Consider the following 19,506-nt stretch of genomic DNA (forward strand, 5'->3'; position numbering starts at 1 on the left):
TCCACGAAATCAGTTTCGTTAATTTCACCCTTATTATGACTTCAGATCTTTATTTTGTAAATAGTCATTTTGTTTTTTTGATTCCCATGCTCCAAACCGCTTGATAAAAGCTTTATTTATTGCTGTATACGTTGAAATCAAGGTAACCTTTACGATAGTTACGAAAGTTACGAAACACAGCACATGACATAATTTCATATACAGCCCCAGATAGCCTGGTATTCCTTTAAATGGACTCAAAATCTGTAAAACAATTAAGATTACGAGCTAAAATTAGTCTTTATTTTCGCAACAAACATCCTTGATCAATTCAAACCTATGGATGCATATCATTTCAAGTGTGAAACCCTCTCTCTGCTGTTGACTCTCCGGTCTATGTAGCATAGAATACTTGCAAGAAAGAGAAAAAACCGATACAGCCCCAGTTTACGAAACCAGTTTAGGAATCCGAGGGATGTTTATGAATATCAAAACGATAGCGAGTTTAGCCGGCGTATCTGTAGCCACGGTGTCCAAGATTATCAATAACTATCCAGATATTAGCGAGGAAACGCGCCAGCGTGTGCTTAAAATTATGGAAGAGACAGGCTATCGTCCATCTTCTTCAGCCAAAACACTGGCAACCAAAAAATCCAGCCTCGTTGGCGTTGTGTTTGCAGGGAAGCTGAACGTGGATTTCAGCCACCCTTTCTTCGTACAGGTTATCAATGCGTTTAAGAAACAAATTGGCTTGCTTGGATACGATCTACTCTTCTTCTCGAATGAGAAGTTTCTGGATCAGGGTGAGGACTACTTGGCGAGATCCAAGTATTTTCAAGTGGATGGCTGTATTATTATTGCGGGGGATGAGGTCGAGAGCAGCATATTCGACCTGGATGCCAGCCCGATTCCTTGTATCGGAATAGATATCGAGCTAACAGGACAAAGCTCCTGTTACATCATGTCCGATAACGATAAGATCTCAACCAAAGTTGTAGAACAATTTTATATGAACGGTTATCGAGATGTTGGTTTTATCGGGCTGGAGCGCGCCTCTCTTGTGATGCAACAGAGAGAGATGGCTTTCAAACGTTCACTAAATCAGTTTAGTCTTGATGAAAAGTCCGAGTGGGTTGTATACAGCAAAGATTATGCCGCAGCGGATGGATACGAAGCGGCCAAGAAAATGCTCGCCTGCAAGACTCTGCCACGTGCCGTGTTTGCAGCCACAGATCTACTTGCCTTTGGAGCTATTCGTGCCTTTAAGGAAGTGGGGTTACGCATTCCAGAAGATATAGCTGTGGCAGGTTGTGACGACATCGAAGCCTGTCGTTATACCGATCCACCGCTAACAACCGTCAAGCAGGATACGGACAAAATTGGACGCCTTGCTGCCATGATTCTGTTTGATCTGATGAACAAACAAATGGATAATCGTTGCATTAAAGTTGAGCCGGAACTGGTTGTGCGTCAATCCTGTGGCACAGCCATGCTGCTGGCACAGGAAATCTGAGCGTTAAGTCTTTGGCACTGGCTGCTGCAGATCAATTCACATCATAGACATAGCGATTTTTCATAAAACTCCACACCAAGAAGCAAAAAGGGGATATCCCATAAGTCATGAATATGACAGGGGACATCCCTTGTTTGTGTTATTTTGTTTTAATGAACCTGAGACACGCTATTCGCTTCCATTTGCCGAGAAAGTTCCTGCTATCTGGAAGCGGCAGTAGGCAGCTTGCCCTCTACTGTCTGCAAGTCAGACCACCCCGGCCGATCAAGTTCGATTAGACGGCGGTATCGCTCTTCCCCAGCCAGCAATTGTTCGTGAGAACCTTGCATGGCAATCTTTCCATTTTCCATAAAAATAAGTTCATCCATCTGTTCCGCACCAATCAGGTGATGGGTGACCCAGATCATCGTTTTGCCTTGCAAGTTGTCCAGGATGGTGCGCATCAACTCTCGTTCCGTCACCGGATCAAGCCCTACGGTTGGTTCATCCAATATAATAACAGGTGTCTCCCGAAGCAGTACCCGGGCCAGAGCGATCCGTTGCCTTTCCCCACCGGAGAAACGCAGGCCCGTCTCCAGCATTGGCGTATCATATCCCTGCGGCAAAGATTCGATTAGACCGGATAACCCTACTTGGGCGGCCACCTGACGAATCTCCTCATCCGTTGCATATGGACGACCAATCCGCAAATTATTGGCTACCGTGGTGTCGAACAGGTGTGGGCTCTGATTCAGTACTGCGATGACATCAGTGACACTCTCACCCAAGGTCTGCACAGGCATATTATTGATCAGAACTTTCCCCGCAGACGGAAGTAATGCCCCCTGAATCAGCTTCAACAAGGTTGATTTGCCGCCGCCGCTTCGTCCAAGAATAGCTAATCGTTTGCCTTGTGGCAGATGAAGGGATACGTCCTGTACGGCGTAGGAATCATCCGCTGCATAACGATAACTTACGCGATTAATCTCGATGTCTGCTCTGAGTTTGGGTGGAATGCGAAGACGAATTCGTCTGTCTGGGATAACATTCGCAGCTGGCAAGGACTCCGATGTCTGTCCAGCCATCACGTTGCCGTTTTTTACTACAGAGATCGATTCGCCCGTTCCATCCGCATCACCAACTCCATTCTGCAACGGAAGATACCCTTTCCCTTCGAGCTGTTTCAAGCGATCCAGCGATTCTCGATACTGGGGAAGATGCTCCACCGCATCCCCTACAGGCAGAATTGATTCCGTGAGAGGAAATAATACCAATACAAAAGCAGCAATCATCACGGCAGGCAATTGCCCGATAGAAGCGGCATTTCCGGCCCATAACGTAACCGATACCACCAGCAGGCCAATGACAGACTGAGCCATCAGATCACGCCAGCGTGTCCAGCGCCGCAACTTGCGACGAATCGCGTCGACCTGTTCCTCCGCTTCTTCCTGCTGCTGAACAAATTCGGCCGCTCGTCCACTTGCAAGCCAATCTCCCAGTCCAAGTACACCGTCGGTCAGACGGGTATACAACCTGCTGTTTTCCTTTTTCAGCCGTACACGCCATTTCCACGTCACTTTCAGGGAGATCGCAGGTAACACGGCAACGAGAAATAACATATACAAGCCCATCCACACCGCAAATCCCAGATCAACACTGCCAAAGGCAATCACAGCCCCACCGTACATCACAAGTGCGGTAACGGCGGGAAAAACAGTACGCAGATAGATATCCTGCAGCCGCTCCACATCATCGGCGAGTGCTCCAAGTACATCCCCGGTCTGCATACGAGAACGCAGGAACAGAGCCTGTGGCTCCAGAATACGATATAATTTCACCCGTTGATCGGCCAACACCCGCAGTACGGCATCATGTCCTGCCAATCGCTCGATATATCGAAACACGGCGCGGAATATCCCAAATGCACGTACACCAACAATGGGTACATACACCATCAAAATATTTTCAGGACGCAGCGCAGACTTGGAGATCAGAAATCCGGAGGTAAACAGCAGCAGTACCGCACACAGTGTAGCGCATGTACCTAGCGCAATGACTGCGATGAATCTCCAGCGGTACTGTGCCACATACGGAGCAATCCAGCTATTTTTTTCTTTTCCGTTACGGACGGTCTCCATATGCTCATATCCGGACTTCATTTTATATCGCCTCCATTTGGGCCTGAATCATCTGATAATATACGCCTTGTCGTGCCAGTAACTCCTGATGTGTTCCCGTCTCTGCCACTGTGCCGCCATCCATGACAATAATCCGATCCATATGCGGCATCCAATGCAGACGATGGGTAGCCAAAAATACAAGTTTTCCTTCAAATAGCGGCAGCATCGTCTGTTTCAGTTCATACTCTGTCTCTACATCCAGATGAGCTGTCGGTTCATCAAGCAGCAGGATGTTTCGTTTACTAAGCAAGGCCCTTGCCAGCGCCACGCGTTGCTCCTGCCCACCACTAAGCTGTCTGCCGCCAGCCCCAATAGGCTCATGCAGCCCAACGGATAATGAGGACAGTAGCTTGGTTAATCCAGCTGCGCTAATGGCCTTGGCCACTTCCGCATCCGAAGCCTCCGGCATGTAGAAACGAACGTTATCGGCCAGACTTCCGCTGAAGATATACGGATGCTGCGGGATAGCTGCCGTCTGTCTTCGCCAGGATTCAAGCATATCCTGTGTCACAGGCTGTCCGTTGGCTAATACTTGGCCTGAAGTAGGAAGCTGAAATCCAGCCAATACGTCAATCAACGTGGACTTTCCTGCTCCGCTGGCACCAATAATACCGATTTTGCCAAGACCCGTGATCTGAAATGTGACATCCTTTAGCGAATAAGGACCTTCATCATCATGCCGTACCTGTACATCCGTTAGTGCTAGTCTGCTACTCTCATTCCAAGAGAACACTGAGGAAGAGGAAGAAACAAGCTCAGGAGTAGTAGAAACAGAAGCAGAATCAGGAGCAAGATGCCCCGCAGCCATTTTATCATTCAACACGACACGTATGGTCGAAGTAGCGGCTTTCCTTTTACCCAAAGACAATGATGCATATCCCGTCCCATCCTCTGCCATGTCCGCATGCGCAACAACATTTGCATAGGCTTCTTTTTGTTTCTGTTCAGCAGCTTTCCCCCGTTCAATCACTTGGTTGATAGCCGCTCCAGCTTCCTTACCGTCCAATGTGGCATGATAATCAGCGCCGAGCATACGTACAGGCAGGAAATATTCGGGTGCCAAGATCAGTACCGTCAGCGCAGGGCCAAGTAGCATATGCCCTTCTGTCAGACGTAATCCCAGACCAACTGCTACGGAAGCAACGGACAACATCGTAAAGAAATCGAGTGCAAACGAAGAAAGAAAAGCCATGCGCAGCGTAGACATCGTTGCTTTCCGATACCGCTGACTGACCCGCAAAATGGACCCTTCATGTGTTTTGCTCTGTCCCAATGTTTTTAGCGTTTCTAGTCCACGCAAGGTATCAACAAAATGGTTAGCGAGTGCTTTGTAAGATCTGAATTGTCCGTCTATCTTACGCTGAGCTGCGAGGCCAATCAGAATCATGAATACGATCAGGATTGGGAGTGTCAGCATCAGAATAACCCCGGACATCAGATCCAGCTTGAACACATACAGCAAAATGACGATGGGTGTGAATCCTATGCCCAGCATGCGAGGAATAAATAGTTCCAGATACGTCTTGTATTGAGCTGTTCCCTCACGTGCCAGTGTGACCAGATGGCCTGTGCCCTCTGTCTTGGCATAACGCGGCCCGAGCCTGAACCACTGCTCCACCATCTGTCTGCGCAGATCAGTCCCTGTCCTCTCCGCATATCGTGAAGTCACGAGTTGTAACCAGAAGGATAGGGCGTAGCGGGCGGCAAAAGCAGCCAGGAACAGCAGAAGTACAGGGTACTGCTCCGTTACGGATGAACCTTCAAACAATGCCGTGATGGCCTGTGCCAGCCATTTGGCTTGCATAATGATCGTCATCGCCTGTAGCAGCACCAGCGCTGAGGCCAGCGCAAGTACCGGCCGGATGCCCGGCAGCTTCATCAGCCCCCGTCCCATATTAGTACTCCAGGTGGTGCTGCTCGTTCAGACGCTTGCGGAAGATATAATAACTCCAGATCTGATAGCCAAGAACAAACGGCAGCAATGTGCAAGCTACAATGGTCATTACTTTCAATGAATACGCTCCCGATGCGGCATTGTATACAGTCAGGTCATACGCCGCCCCAAAGGAACTCACCATCACTCTTGGGAAAAGTCCGATAAAGACCGAGGCAAAGGCAATTGCAATCACTGTTCCAGTCATACCAAAAGCCCAGCCTTCACGCTTCTGACGAACAAAGTATGCCGCAAGTGCAAGCGAAACTGCGCCAAGTACAACCATGATCCAAAGAGCCCAGCCGCGTACGGCGAACACATCCGTCATGAAATACGTCATTAACGCGTAAACGGCGAGCAGTGCAACCAGCGGCAGCATCAACTTTTGCGCTGTCTTCAAGGCACGCTCTCTGAGATCACCTACTGTCCGTAGTGATGCAAACAGCAATCCATGAACCAGACACAGCAGCGTTACACTCAAGCCACCAATCACGGTGTACGGATTAACAATATCGAGGAATCCTGCACGCAACTGCATCTCCCCATCAATGGGCAGACCTTTCATCAATGTGGCAAAGACCACGCCGAACAGGAAAGGCAAGAGCGCGCTGGAGACAACAATGATGATGTCCCATGTTTTGCGCCAGCGTTGCTGTTTCATTTTACTGCGGAATTCGAAAGCAACTCCGCGGCCAATCAAGGCAAGCAACACCACCACAAGTGGCAGGTAAAAACCACTGAACAACGTGGCATACCAGTGCGGGAAGGCAGCAAACATTGCTCCCCCCGCCGTAATCAGCCATACTTCATTACCATCCCAGAACGGACCGATCGAGTTGATCAGAGTCCGACGTTCACGGTCTGTTTTGGCGATAATGCCTGTAGACATCCCCACCCCAAAATCAAAACCTTCCAAAAAGAAGAAACCAACAAACAATACGGCAATCAGCAAAAACCACAACTCACTTAGTGACAACGGAATAACCTCCATCCACGCCGAACGGATCGGCCGATTCATCGTGATCTTCTGGCTTCTCGACCGCAAACGGTCCTGCCTTGATCTCACGTACGAACAGGTATACCATCACGATTCCGAGAACCGTATACGCAGCGGTAAAAGCGATGGTCGAGAACAGGATCGTTCCTGCGGATACGTTCGGCGAGACCCCGGCTTCGGTTGTCATATAGCCAAATACTGTCCATGGCTGTCTTCCTACCTCGGTCATAATCCAACCTGACGTATTGGCGATAAACGGCAGGGAGATGGCGAACACCATCAGATGCATAAACCACTTTCCAGCGACCTCCAGCTTCTTACGCATGGCTAGGAACGTACCGTATAGCGCCAATGCAATCATTAAACCACCCGCTGCGATCATAATGCGGAAACTCCAGAATGTTGTCCGTACCGGCGGGATGTAGTCCCCCGGTCCATACGTCTGTTCATACTCAGCTTGAAGCTCCTTCATACCTTTGACACTACCGGAGAACTTGCTGTAGGACAGATAACTGAGCAATCCAGGGATTTTGATCTCACCCGTACTCTCCTGTTTATCCGGGTCAATAAAAGCGACCACCGTCCATGGTGCCGGATCTTCTGTCGTTGTCCATGTGCCCTCACTGGCTGCCATCTTCATCGGCTGTGTCTCCACCAGATATTGCGCCTGGAAGTGTCCGGAGAAAGCTACACCAAATGAAGAAACAAGAGCGATAATGATCGCGATATTAAACGATTTGCGGAAGATCTCCACATCCTGCTTCTTCATCAATTTGTAGGCACTGATCCCGGTTACAACGAAGGCTCCTGTCATCAATGCCCCAAAGATTGTATGTGGGAACTCGACGAGCAACTGACCATTCGTGATGAGTGCAAAGAAATCATTCATCTCGGCTCGGCCGTTGTTAATCTCAAACCCAACAGGATGTTGCATAAATGAATTGGCTGCCAGAATCCACAGCGCGGACAGGAATGTGCCGACAAACACCAGCCAGATGCAGGCTAGATGCACTTTTTTGGACAAACGATCCCATCCAAATATCCACAATCCAATAAATGTAGACTCCATAAAAAACGCCAGTAGCGCTTCAATAGCCAGTGGCGCACCGAATACGTCCCCGACAAATCGGGAGTACTCGGACCAGTTCATACCAAACTGGAACTCTTGCAAAATACCTGTGACTACCCCGACGGCAAAGTTAATCAGGAACAGCTTGCCCCAGAACTTCGCCATCGTTTTGTAGATTTCCTTACCCTTAACAACGTACAACGTCTCCATAATCGCAACCAACAGTACTAGACCGATGGATAGCGGGACAAAAAAGAAATGGAAAATCGTTGTAAGTGCATATTGGATACGCGATAACATAATCGGATCCATACCGTTACCCCTTCTTTCTGTTCACTTCGCAGTATGCGTATTTGGCATTGAAGCTGCACCTTCGCTGTCTGTCCGCCAAATACGTTGATGAACGTATTGTGCCAGATTACCTATTTTATACATGTGAGAATTATCACAATCTTCCTCTCTAGAGCAAAAAAAAGTGATCCTGGTCACACAAAAGATAAAATTCAGCCTTTTATCACAGCTTGCCAACTTCATCTATTCATGGAAGATACTCATGTTTGGGACGGAATGCCCATATGTTAGTCTCAGGCATATCATGCGAAGTACCGTGAGGGCTTTACATATGAAGTGAAAGCATGAAACACATGCAGAGCGAATGACGCTCCATATTACAGTCAAGGTGAGGTGAACTATTCATGGAAAAACCTGCACCACTACCAGGTGAAGACACCGAAGCCAGCCTGGATAAGGCCAGTACAACACTGCCCCCTGTCCGGTATGTTCTCTTCCCTCGCAAAGGAGGCTGGTCATCCTTTCCCTATCCCGATATTGCTGCACTGCTGTCGATCGAGGGAGAGGTCTACTATGTCAGCAGCCTGACGCAAACAGAAGATGTACCTCCGGTCATTACCATCATCTCCCTCCCTGAGGCTGAGCAGCTATTGCTGGAACCTCGCACCGTAGCCGTAGTCGCCCATCCCTACTGGCTAATGGCTACAGCTTCGCTGGAGCCTGAGCTATGTATTGCCCTGCTCCCTGAGCCTGCTGGAAACGAAGCAGAATCTCCGCTATGGGAGAGCAGTATTTCCAAACTGGTCGGCATCGCCGATCTGGTAGGCACATCCTCCGAAACACGTTATATGAAGCTGTTATTCCAAGGCGTACGTGCCATCTGGCTGGGCGGAGAAGACCCTGCACCTGCGGGTACGATGCAAAAGGATGATCTCGAAGTCCCTCTCCGGGACTACGAACTGCTCTTCTTGCATGCGCTGCGGCAGATCCTGTCAGGCACTCCAGATAGCGTCACCCTGCTTCAATGCAGTGTACGTGCCGACTTCTACCGTCAGTTGCGTGCCAAAGCAGGTGCACATGAGACGATATCCTTTTTGCTGGCAGCCTATGAGTACTTGCTTGAAGATCCTCGGGCTATCCATTCACTGCAAGAGGCCTTTACCCACGCGGTCTTGAACGGTCGCAGTGATTGTGTGGTCTCCCACTATCGCTTCCTGTCTGCCATTCATGCCCGGTCCGGACAGTTGGAGGACGCCCTGCGGGTGTACGGAATTAGTGCAGCCGATGAACAAGAACGGCATCATTATGAACAGCTCTGTCGCTGGTTTGAGGCGGGAGAGGATCAACTTGTACGAGCGGAACTACTCCGTATGAACGATGATTACGGAAACGCCCTGCGTATCCTGGACGAACTTGGCGGAGAAACGGCGAGACATTGGAAATTCCGCATTTACCAGGAGACTGGACGTGTGGAAGAAGCACTGGCTCTGGTGCATGCAGTCGATATTCAGGATGATGCCAGTCGCCGGGATTATCAGCAATTATCCGGCAGTGCGCTGGCACTGCGAGGGGAACGACACGGGGCAGTCCGACATTTCCTTGAGACAGCACTGGAGGATGAAGATGCGCTGGCCCGGATTGTCGAGCTGGAGCTGTTGGATCATGCTGTACAGCAATTGCTTGGGGAGGTGCCATGATGCTGGACCCGAAGAAGCGTAGACAACAGTTGAATGGGCCAATGGTGCACAGGAATATCCGAACCGAAACCACTTACACGCCAACCGAAACAGTCGATCGAACACATACAGACGCATTGGAAAATGGCGATCACACCCCGGATCATGCACAACCAACGCAGGACATCCGAAGCCAAGTGCATCACTGGAATGATTCACAAGGTCAGGCAGAACAGAATGCTGCTGTAACACAAGAGGAAACAAGTGTATTCAAAGAGCCTTTCTCCATTCGTCGGGTTCGCAAAAGCAAAGGCAACAAGCTGACCGCCATGCTCCAGGTTCGCAATGAACGTGGCCGATACCTTGAAGAAGTATTGCATGATCTGAGTGAGTTCGTGGATGAAATCGTCATTGTGGACGATGCCAGCACAGACGGAACACCGGACATATGCAAAGCCTATCCAAAGGTGGTCCGTCTGGAGGTATTGGAGAAACCACTGTTCGCCGAGGAATGGCGACTTCGCAACACCTTGTGGCAAGCGGCTGCGGGAACATGTCCCGACTGGTTGCTCTCAGTTGATGCGGATGAGCTGTACAGCTCAGAGGCCAAGAAAGCCATACGCACTCTGATTAATCAGGAGTATGCGGACTGGTTTGCATTCCGATTCTACGATATGTGGGGTGGCCGGACCCACTACCGGGAAGATGATCTCTGGTCTCTGCACAAACGGCATACCGCTTCACTTGTACGGTATATGCCTGGATATCCTTATTTTTATCCACAACAGAATCATCATGTTCCCCGCCTTCCCTTGTCCTGCACGGTATTGCCTGGGGTCAGCACGGAATTGAAGGTTCAGCATCTCGGATGGGCAGGCAGTCTGGAGGACCGGGTTCGTAAATATTTGCGTTACAAGCGCATTGATCCTGGCGGTGAGTGGGGCAATCTTGCACATTACGAGTCTATTCTCGATCCGGAACCTCGGTTGATCCCCTGGAAGGAGGGACCGTGAGATGGGCGTGGTGAGTATTCTGACGCATAGTTTCACCGACGGGTACAACCGGGAATTCGGTCGTGTATTTGGTGGTGGACTGGAACGTTACATTCTGGATCTGTGCAGTGTCATCCGGGGACTCGGGCATATTCCCGAAGTTCATCAGCTGTCCTATTTTGAAGAATTCCAGACTCGGACGGAGCAGATTGACGTATTTGGTTATTCGTACGACATGGATAATGTACCGGAAGCCTTTGACCGGATGGCAGCCGCAGCGCGCGGCCCCGTGATCTATGCCAGCTGTCTGTGGCAACCCATTACCTACAAACCCGGCAGTCTTGGCATCTGTCACGGCATTAACTGGGATCGTCCCGGACTGCCACTGGAGACCAAACAACAAGTCGCGGAACATATTCAACTGGCTCTGGATGGACTCGTGCGCATTGTATCCGTGGATTCCCATTTCCAAACCTTTTGCCGGGCTGCGTGCACCTATACCGATCCAAGGCAGGTTGTCCTGATTCCCAATGCGGTGGATACGTCTTATTTCACACCAGCCCCACCAACACGAACCTTCGAGCAGAAACAGGAAGACGAATGGCTTGTCGCATGGAAGAATGATCTGGCGAGTCATGAAGAAAATGTTGGTGCAGTTATATCAGGGGTGCAAGCTGTAAAAGGCAAGGGTGGAATGAGTCGTGATGGAGCGAACAGTGGTAAGGCTAACGGAGATGGAGGTGGGGATACAGATAGCGATCCAGAACCAGAGGGGAAAGAAACGGTAGATCTCCATTTACAGTTATCGAAACGGGAAGAAGTCGAGGCAGATGGCGAAACGTATAGGTTTGCTCATAATCACCGGAATTCAAAGGATTGGGCTACGGAAATTCTAGTAGAAGCAGATGTTGAGTATCAGATTAATGGTCCGATTCAGGGACAGGTTGAAAAGAAAACTGTGGATGCCCGTATGACCTCTCCCCGACCAATTCGCATTATCTATCCACGCCGCATCAGCATGGAGCGGGGTATTATTCCAATGATGTTGGCGGCGGATAAACTACTTGGAGCCTTTCCAGATCTGGAGGTTGAATTTGCCGGGGAACTGGTTGAAGGCAGTACAGTCGGGAGAGTCTTTCGTTACTGGCATCGTACTCATCCACATGCGGAGCGAATTAACCAGCGCACGTATGATTTCCGGGATATTCGGGAGGCCTACCATCAGGCAGATATCGCTGTGATTCCAACTGTGTTCTCGGAAGGCACCTCCTATGCCTGTCTGGAAGCGATGAGCTGTGGACTTCCGGTAATTGCCTCCAATGTTGGCGGATTGAATGATCTGATTCAGGATGGTTTTAATGGACTGCTGGTACCTCCTGGTGAGCAGGAACTAACCGCTGCACTGGTACGCCTTGTACAGGATCGGGCCGAGCGAGAACGACTGGGAATCTATGCGCGCGAGACTGCACTGTCCTATGATCTTGCCAGGTGGCGGAGCCGGTGGAGCACGGTGTTGGAATCTTTTTTGGCAGAGACAGGATTGAAGGAGGGAATTCGGGGATGATGGATACGCCCAAGGCAACGGAATTCATGGAATCAAGATACATTCGGCAAAGTGACCCTAAAACGGACACACTGGTCTTCCCGCTGCATCCGGCATGGTGGAGCCGTCCCTACGAATATGAATGGGCCCGGCGGTTTGCACGTCCAGATGATGTGGTCCTTGATGCAGCCTGCGGCATCTCCCATCCATTCAAATTCTGGCTTGCAGAACACTGCCGCGAGGTTCACGCCTGTGACTGGGATGAACGCATTTTGTCTGAAGAGGCGATAAGACTGGATATTGTTTCTGATTTTGGGGAGCAAGCCGCTCAGGATCTGCCGGAATCAACTCTCGTCCGATTGCACCGTGCACAGGCTAATCTGGCCCAGCTTCCGTACGAGTCGGGTAAGTTTGATCGGGTGTTCTGTATCTCTGTACTGGAGCACCTGGATACAGGCACGATGCTGCGAGCTTTTCGTGAATTCGCTCGGGTGCTGAAACCAAACGGACAGTTAATCGCTACCTTCGATGTGCCCGAGATGCGGCCTGATCTGCTGGAGACAATCATGGCTGTCACCGGATTAACCATTGAAGATAAGCTGAACGTCAACGAGCCGGACGATGCCATCTGGTCTGATATGTATGGCACGCCGATCCGCTGTTTTCGAGCGGTGATATGCAAAGGTTGAGACGAATTGGGTTACGTTGAGTTAAGTGCCGAGTGGAATTTGAGCGCTTGAGAGCTCGACCCATCAGCAACGGAACAATACACGGTTCGGGAAATGCTCCGATTACCGGTAGCTCCGTTGCTTTTGCAATTTCAATCGGATGGGCTAGTGCGGGAATATGTGGGGATGTACAGGGGTTGGAGGTTCGGGACTAGGACTAGGAATAAGAGATTAAAGATTAAAGATTAAAGATTAAAGATTAAAGGAAATTATAGGTGTACCAGTAACATGTTGCACTGGTTGGTGTACTCTTTGGCATAGGCTGCGCCGGGTGCTGTCAGGCGCAACAGGTTTTGCAGGCCCGGCGGGATTGTCTTCGCCGGGCGACCTGTGGCGGCAGGTTGCCGCGCAGTGAGTTGGGCCGATTTGGCCCATTCACGCGCCAGGTTCTGCCGCCCGGCGAGCAGCGCGAGCGTGCCCGCGAGGACTGCGTGAGCGGTGCGCTCCGAGGCGGGCACTTCGTCCGCGTGGGGCTGCTGCGCGCCGTTAGGCGTGCCGCATAGCGCAAGCAGCCCTTCGCGGACGCTCGCGGGTGCGCGTAGCAGCCCGCAGCGTGCCGCAGGCGGAAGCGCTGCAAGCAACGCCAGCGCACCGCGAGGCGGCAGGGCTTGCAGCAGGCGCAGCCATGCGGCCCAGGCGCCTACGCTGGCGAGCGCTTGCGCAGCGGCGAGCACGCAGCTAGGCGCGGGCGCGGCTGGGCCTGCTGGCGTTGCGCCGCGGGACGGGCTGCCGGACGCTGCACCGCTGCTGCACGCCAAGGCGCTGCTCCCGGCCATCGCCCCGCGCTGCAGCAGCGCCTCGGCGACGTGGGCCGCGGCGGGCATCTCTGCCTGCTGGCGAGCCGCCGCTCGGGCGTTGCGCCCGCCGGGCTGCTTGTGGCCCAGCGCCCACAGCGCCAGGGTCGCCTCTGGCCCGTGCTGCGCATGCGCCGCCCAGGGCTGCAAAGCCGCCCGAGCTGCGGCGTCCTCACCCAGCTGGGCCAGCGCAAGCCCGGCGGCCAGCGGCTGTGCCCGCAGCGGGCCAGCAAGCGCCGCCGTATGGCGCAGCAGCCACTCCGGCCGATGCGCGGCAAGCGCGGCCGGGATCAACGCTTGCCATGCCGCAGACGGCAAGCTTACCCGGGCTGCGACGCTGGCGATGGGATGCGGCCGCCCTGTGGCTGCGGCCAGCAACAACAGCCGCTGCCATGCAGCCATGCTGCCGGGTTGCATGCTCAGCGCCGCCGTGTACGCGGTTTCTGCCTCTGCCCAACGGCCAGCCCGCTCATATGCCATGCCTTCCAGCGTCAGGCTACGATAGGTCCCAGCACCAGAGACTGATGTATACCTGCTGGCCGTGGAAGCAGCTGATTTAGCTTGTTTTAACCAATTCAAGGCCACGTCCTCTCTCCCTTGATCCAGTTCAAGTACAGCACCAAACTCCAACAAATCCGGAAAATCCTCATACACGGGCGCCCATGCTTCCACTACAGCAAGCGCCCGTTCCGGGCTGCCAATCTCTCGCCAGGCGTAAGCCGTTTTCAGCACCAGATCCGAGTGATATCCACACTCCGGCTTAAGCTGTGCCAATAATGGCTGTAACAAACGGAGTGCTTCATCATACTTCGCTTGCTGAAACCATTCTGCGGCCAGAGCATATAACAACTCCGGTTGATCGCCCTCCTGATTCAACGCGAAACGAATCAACTGCATATTCCGTGCGCCTTTATTTTTGTCGGTAATCACCTGCTCCAGATATCCGTAATGAATGACTTCAAGTCCAGAATGAAGCACACCTTGCGGAGCCAGTGCCATGATGGAAGAAGCAATCTCTTCATGAATTCTGCCCTGAAAGGCAATTCGGGGATCATTTCGGAACAAACGACACACCGCATCCGTCACATGCTCTTCACCGGACACACCCAGCAGACTTGTGACCTGTATCCAATATCCCCACACGTCATCCCTACTTGCCGCTAACAACCGCATGAGTTCTGTCTTCATCTGAGGGGTCTGTACCCATACCTCATCCGCATCAAGCACCAGAATCCACGGTTTCGTAGCAGCGGCCAGTGACAGATTACGGGCTTCACTGAAATCTCCGTTCCATTCCGTACAAATTACAACGGCACCATGGAGACGCGCAATTTCAGTTGTATCATCTATCGAACCTGTGTCCACAACGATGATCTCATCCACAACATCCTTGACTGCATTCAAGCACCGCTGGAGTGACACCGCTTCATCCTTCACGATCATACACAAGCTAATCCCTATGCCCATATTCATCACCACCCCTCACCAAAGGAGTTCAGCCACACCAATTAGCCCGCTGAATTAAGTTGAACTCCCGCTACCTGATCCCTCTCAGATCTCAAACCCGTCCGCTCCCGGCAACTCCAGCCGAATATGCTGAACGATAGGCCAACAACGGTGCCGCTGTCCATCTGCATGCTGAGCGAACACCTCCAGATGATGGTCCGCAGCACTGACCAATCCTTTCACCAGCCAGCTGGTTCCCGTCAGGGTATCCGAAGCCCCAGGGAACGACTCAATGTCACTCACCTTCCCGTTTTCCTTTTTCCCTTCCATCTCTTTCTCCTTCTCTCCCACTCGAACGCTCTGTTCCACCGATAACCCTTCTCCAGCCAATTGCTGTCGACACATCTGAATCAGGCTATGCAGCTCTTTCCATCTCCCTGACTGTACACATCCTTCCATCATCAGTCCAAGCGCCTGCCAGCCATCATACTCTGTTCCTGCAACCGTTCCGTCTATGCTGGAGTCCATGTCCTTCTTCTTTGTCGCTCTCAGACCAACCGTTCTCCCTGTCTGCACAGCAGATTCCTCATTCGTTCCTTCACCCACCTGCGAACTACGCTTTAACCACAAGGTCAATGGATCATCTCCGTTGGCTTTCTTCCCCTCGATCCACTCCAAACGTTCGAGCCATCGTGCAGACGAGATCGCGAGCAGCCCTTTTTTCCGCTGCACAGGTTCCAATTTCAGACGCGCCTTGTTCCATCTTCCCTGTTGGATTTGGAGCATCGCCTCCGCCACAGATAAACGCTCCCTCATCTCTGCGGAGGGTTGTGAGGATATACCCGATAACAATTGCAGAGCCACATCATAACAACGAGATTGCTCCAGAATACCCAATACTTTGTGTGCAGCCTCTTCCGAACTGAGTGCAAAACGCTCCCTCACCAACTCTGGAATCTGATGTTCCTGCCCGGAGACTCGCATAATTCGGAATATCCGATAGAGCGGAGGTAACAGACTGGATTTGGCACGCACCGCTTCCACGTAAGCATCCACCGCACCCTCCAGGTCGGCCCTTCCTTCCAGCAATCGCCCTAGTGTATACCACGTCTGATAGGTGCCGATGCCTTCTTCCGTATGATATATGGGTGGAGGTGGCCCCATGCGAACCGCTTCACGCAGCGATAATTCTGCCCGATCAGCATCCCCCAATGCGTCTGCACAGACTCCACGATGATGCATCAGATCCGTGTACTCTGGAAATAGTTCAAGCGCAGCATCGATTCGATCCAATGCCTCCTGCCAGCGATTCAGATGCTGGAGACAACGAATTTCATATTTGAACAGCAAATGCGCGTAACTGGTCACCGCAGGATCAATCCCCATCCGAGCCACACCAAACGTCTCCAACGCCCGCTCCGCTTCCCCCACACGCAGATACTCGACACCCAGATTATAGTGATGGAACGGCTGATCTGGTTCTTCCTCCACTGCCTGTTGCAGCAGGCGAACATTACGGTTCACCTTATCTTTGCGCTCCACAATCGCCGTCTGATACCCATAATGATGGATGACCATGTCCGTCACATGAAAAGCAGCCTCTGGGTTCCTACGGCAAATCGCCGCGGCAATCTGCTCATGAATCCGACCTTCGAACCGATGCTCCGGGGCATTACGGAAGAGACGCAAAACCGGATTCACGGTAACCCCCTGCTGACCCGTACCTGTATAGTTATGAATGTTTAAAAACAATCCGTCACATCCGCTGACCGACGTCCAGCTCCTGATCTGCTCCCGCGCAACCCTATCGAGCGCCTCGTCCGCATCAAGAAAGAGAATCCAGTCGCCGGAAGCGCGCTCCAGGCCAGCATTCCGTGCTGCGGCAAAATCTTCGCACCACTCAACTCGCACAACCACCGCTCCATATTGCTGCGCAATCTCCGCGCTGCGATCCGATGAACCGGTGTCCACTACAATAATTTCGTCCACCGCTCCCTGGACACTGGCAAGACAATGAGGCAGCAACTCTTCCTCATCCTTCACGATCATGCATAGGGAAATTCGTTCCGCTCGCAAGCTGATTCCTCCTTTCCTTTGCATGGAAAAGCGTACGCCACGGCATACCCTCGGTCGTTCGCAGCCTTTGTTCCAGTGCATTATGTTGTGCAACGAGTACATCTGAAGACGGAGAACGAACCAATTCCTGCCGAATCGCCTCCATTGCCAATCGCATGTAACATACAGCTGCTCCAACTCGGGCCTGCCACATATCAGGCTCCCGCTCCAGAGCCTGCTCGAACAGAGACAGCGCTTGATCGTTGTGGCCTTTTGCATACAGCGTTTCACCCAGCCAGAATAACCCTTCGGCATCCAGCTCACTCTCGGTCATGCACTGGATCAGGATGTTCGCGGCTACCATGGTATACCCGTGACGATACAGCAGACTTGCAAACTTTCGCCTTCGAGTTAAAGTCGTTCCCCAATGATCACACATCATCATGGCCCGCAACTCATGCAGTTGCTCAGCAAGTGTGAGCTGTCCTGTCTTTACGGCTTGCTGCACAACCTTCTCTGCTACCATTTCTGCCTGCGGACCCCATTGAATAAGCTTCTGTTCTTGTGACGCAGGTTCCATGCTTCGCGGCTCTTTCGATAGCTGATCCAGCAGTCGATCCATGACCTTCCAAACGTTCTTTTCTTGTGGAAGCGTAGTTGCGAGGAACGCCTCGGATAATCTTAATCCGTTGGCCCAACAAGCTAGTGCCCAATCCATTCTGTGCTCGGCCAGCAGATTAACTTCATGCACACCCCCCACGCTCCAGTGTTCTTCTGCCAGTTGCAGTGCTTCGGAAACCCTATTCGCACACAACATCCAATGTATTTGATCCGCTACATGGATACGAGCAGTACACGAATCTGCATCCAGCATTTTCAATGCCTGTTCATATGCTCCACAGCCTGTTAGAACATGAATCATTTGCACCAGATGATCCTCATTTGTCACTGCATATGAATGGGGCGTTTCACCACGAATCAAATCACCGTGATCTGACTCTCCGATTCCTCTGCTTCTGGAAAGTAATGTTTCTGCTATGTTCTCATCCGTTTCACCGGATTGTTGCAGCACGTCTGCCAACCCGGCCCATGCCGGAGCATATGTGAACATGCTGTCCAGAGCCAGCCCGTACAGATGTGCAGACTCTTTATAGAATCCCCGTTTCTGTGCAAGTCTTGCCATCGCAGTATAGGCTCTGTAACTGTTAGAACCCGCTTCCGTTACATATGACGCGTCTAACGTGCTACCGCCATCACTGTGTCCAACACGGTCTATTCCCTCCCGACAGTCCGTTGCTCGAGCATACGATTGATATGCACGCTCCTCCAAACCTTGCAGCTCCAACGTCTCTCCATACAACAGGTGCAGATCAGCATAAGATGGATAACGCTGTCTTTCCACAGCCAGAATTGCATGCGCCTCGTCGTAATGTTCCGATCCCACAAGGGTCTTTGCATAATCTCTAACCAGTGTAGGTCGATATGGTGCGAGCAACTCTGTCAGGTGTAATGATTCACTGAACGCTTCAATTGCCTTTTCGACCTCACCAAGCTGGCAATACGTTACTCCCAGATTGTACAGGTGAAAAGGCTGTGCAGGCTCATCTGCGAGTTCCCGCTCAATCAGTTTCAAATTACGTCTTGGTTTATGTTCTTTCGCAATTGTAGAGGCCAGATATCCATCATGAATCAGACATAATGGAGCAAGCGGTTCAGTTTCGATCAATTGGCTTTGTTCACCTGTGCAGGTCTCGCTCTTATTCATATCAGTAGCCTGATCTAGGACAAGCTTGCTTGGGAAACAACGAACCAACTGCTCATGGACGCGTCCCACATATCGATACCCCTGATGAGCACGGAACAGCCTCACCGGCCGAGAGATAACGCTCTCTTCTACCCCTTCGCCGTATCGATTTTCTATGGTAATACGTAATCTTGAAATGCTTTTATGGACTTTAGGTAAATAATTCAGCAGTTCTTCCAATCCCTGCGTAACGTACTCATCCGCATCCAAACACAGGACCCATTCCGTGCTCGCCAGAGGCAGGCTGATATTTCGTGCATGGGCAAAGTCATCTTCCCAACAGGCGTGCAACACCGTTGCTCCATACGTTCTGGCGATCTCGGGTGTACGGTCGGACGACCCAGTATCAGTGATAAAACATTCCGTGCTGATATGCTTCAAGCTGTCGAGACAGCGGGGCAGGTGATGTTCTTCATTTTGCACAATCATATGAATTCCAAGTAAACGGTTCTTCAAATGCAACCACCTCCAATACAAAAAAGTACATGAAGTCCACCAAAGGAACTCCATGTACCTATATGACAAAT

Annotated in this window: 12 protein-coding genes; 5 read left to right on the top strand and 7 right to left on the bottom strand. The window is 51.5% G+C overall.

What is annotated here, in order from left to right:
* Nucleotides 1-460: 460 nt before the first annotated feature.
* The gene (locus tag MHI52_RS29375; protein ID WP_076320341.1) at nucleotides 461-1,492 is read left to right on the top strand and encodes a LacI family DNA-binding transcriptional regulator; all 1,032 of its coding nucleotides are present in this window, start codon (nucleotides 461-463) and stop codon (nucleotides 1,490-1,492) included.
* 200 nt (nucleotides 1,493-1,692) lie between these two features.
* Here the strand turns inward: MHI52_RS29375 and cydC are convergent, their stop codons facing one another.
* From cydC to MHI52_RS29395, 4 genes are read right to left on the bottom strand one after another with little or no spacing between them, the layout of a single operon-like run.
* On the bottom strand, nucleotides 1,693-3,630 hold the full coding sequence (gene cydC, locus MHI52_RS29380) for a thiol reductant ABC exporter subunit CydC (RefSeq protein WP_405158119.1): 1,938 nt from the start codon (nucleotides 3,628-3,630) through the stop codon (nucleotides 1,693-1,695).
* A gap of 1 nt (nucleotide 3,631) precedes the next feature.
* Nucleotides 3,632-5,545, bottom strand: a complete 1,914-nt coding sequence (gene cydD, locus MHI52_RS29385) for a thiol reductant ABC exporter subunit CydD (RefSeq protein ID WP_405158120.1) — start codon at nucleotides 5,543-5,545, stop codon at nucleotides 3,632-3,634.
* Nucleotide 5,546: 1 nt separating this feature from the next.
* Nucleotides 5,547-6,602, bottom strand: a complete 1,056-nt coding sequence (cydB, locus tag MHI52_RS29390; protein WP_255319948.1) for a cytochrome d ubiquinol oxidase subunit II — start codon at nucleotides 6,600-6,602, stop codon at nucleotides 5,547-5,549.
* On the bottom strand, nucleotides 6,547-7,962 hold the full coding sequence (locus MHI52_RS29395) for a cytochrome ubiquinol oxidase subunit I (protein ID WP_076251795.1): 1,416 nt from the start codon (nucleotides 7,960-7,962) through the stop codon (nucleotides 6,547-6,549). Before MHI52_RS29395 ends, cydB begins: the two co-directional genes overlap by 56 nt.
* A 383-nt stretch (nucleotides 7,963-8,345) precedes the next feature.
* Between MHI52_RS29395 and MHI52_RS29400 the strand changes: the two genes are divergently transcribed.
* From MHI52_RS29400 to MHI52_RS29415, 4 genes are read left to right on the top strand one after another with little or no spacing between them, the layout of a single operon-like run.
* A complete protein-coding gene (locus MHI52_RS29400) occupies nucleotides 8,346-9,638 on the top strand; it encodes a hypothetical protein (protein ID WP_340031405.1) in 1,293 nt (430 codons plus the stop codon).
* The gene (locus MHI52_RS29405) at nucleotides 9,635-10,630 is read left to right on the top strand and encodes a glycosyltransferase (RefSeq protein ID WP_405158121.1); all 996 of its coding nucleotides are present in this window, start codon (nucleotides 9,635-9,637) and stop codon (nucleotides 10,628-10,630) included. The genes MHI52_RS29400 and MHI52_RS29405 overlap by 4 nt, the downstream gene beginning before the upstream one ends.
* A gap of 1 nt (nucleotide 10,631) precedes the next feature.
* Nucleotides 10,632-12,173, top strand: coding sequence for a glycosyltransferase (locus tag MHI52_RS29410; protein ID WP_340031408.1), 1,542 nt, complete (start codon nucleotides 10,632-10,634; stop codon nucleotides 12,171-12,173).
* The gene (locus tag MHI52_RS29415) at nucleotides 12,170-12,841 is read left to right on the top strand and encodes a bifunctional 2-polyprenyl-6-hydroxyphenol methylase/3-demethylubiquinol 3-O-methyltransferase UbiG (RefSeq protein WP_211084660.1); all 672 of its coding nucleotides are present in this window, start codon (nucleotides 12,170-12,172) and stop codon (nucleotides 12,839-12,841) included. The genes MHI52_RS29410 and MHI52_RS29415 overlap by 4 nt, the downstream gene beginning before the upstream one ends.
* 248 nt (nucleotides 12,842-13,089) lie before the next feature.
* Here MHI52_RS29415 and MHI52_RS29420 read toward each other — a convergent pair whose 3' ends face one another.
* The 3 genes from MHI52_RS29420 to MHI52_RS29430 form a co-directional block, all read right to left on the bottom strand.
* On the bottom strand, nucleotides 13,090-15,117 hold the full coding sequence (locus tag MHI52_RS29420) for a glycosyltransferase (RefSeq protein ID WP_405158122.1): 2,028 nt from the start codon (nucleotides 15,115-15,117) through the stop codon (nucleotides 13,090-13,092).
* Nucleotides 15,118-15,225: 108 nt separating this feature from the next.
* Complete coding sequence (locus MHI52_RS29425) at nucleotides 15,226-17,196, bottom strand: glycosyltransferase (RefSeq protein WP_405158123.1); 1,971 nt, start codon at nucleotides 17,194-17,196, stop codon at nucleotides 15,226-15,228.
* A complete protein-coding gene (locus tag MHI52_RS29430) occupies nucleotides 17,153-19,435 on the bottom strand; it encodes a glycosyltransferase (protein ID WP_405158124.1) in 2,283 nt (760 codons plus the stop codon). The genes MHI52_RS29425 and MHI52_RS29430 overlap by 44 nt, the downstream gene beginning before the upstream one ends.
* Between the last annotated feature and the right edge of the window lie 71 nt (nucleotides 19,436-19,506).

It is taken from the genome of Paenibacillus sp. FSL H8-0283 (genome assembly GCF_045040675.1).
Taxonomy (GTDB): domain Bacteria; phylum Bacillota; class Bacilli; order Paenibacillales; family Paenibacillaceae; genus Paenibacillus; species Paenibacillus amylolyticus.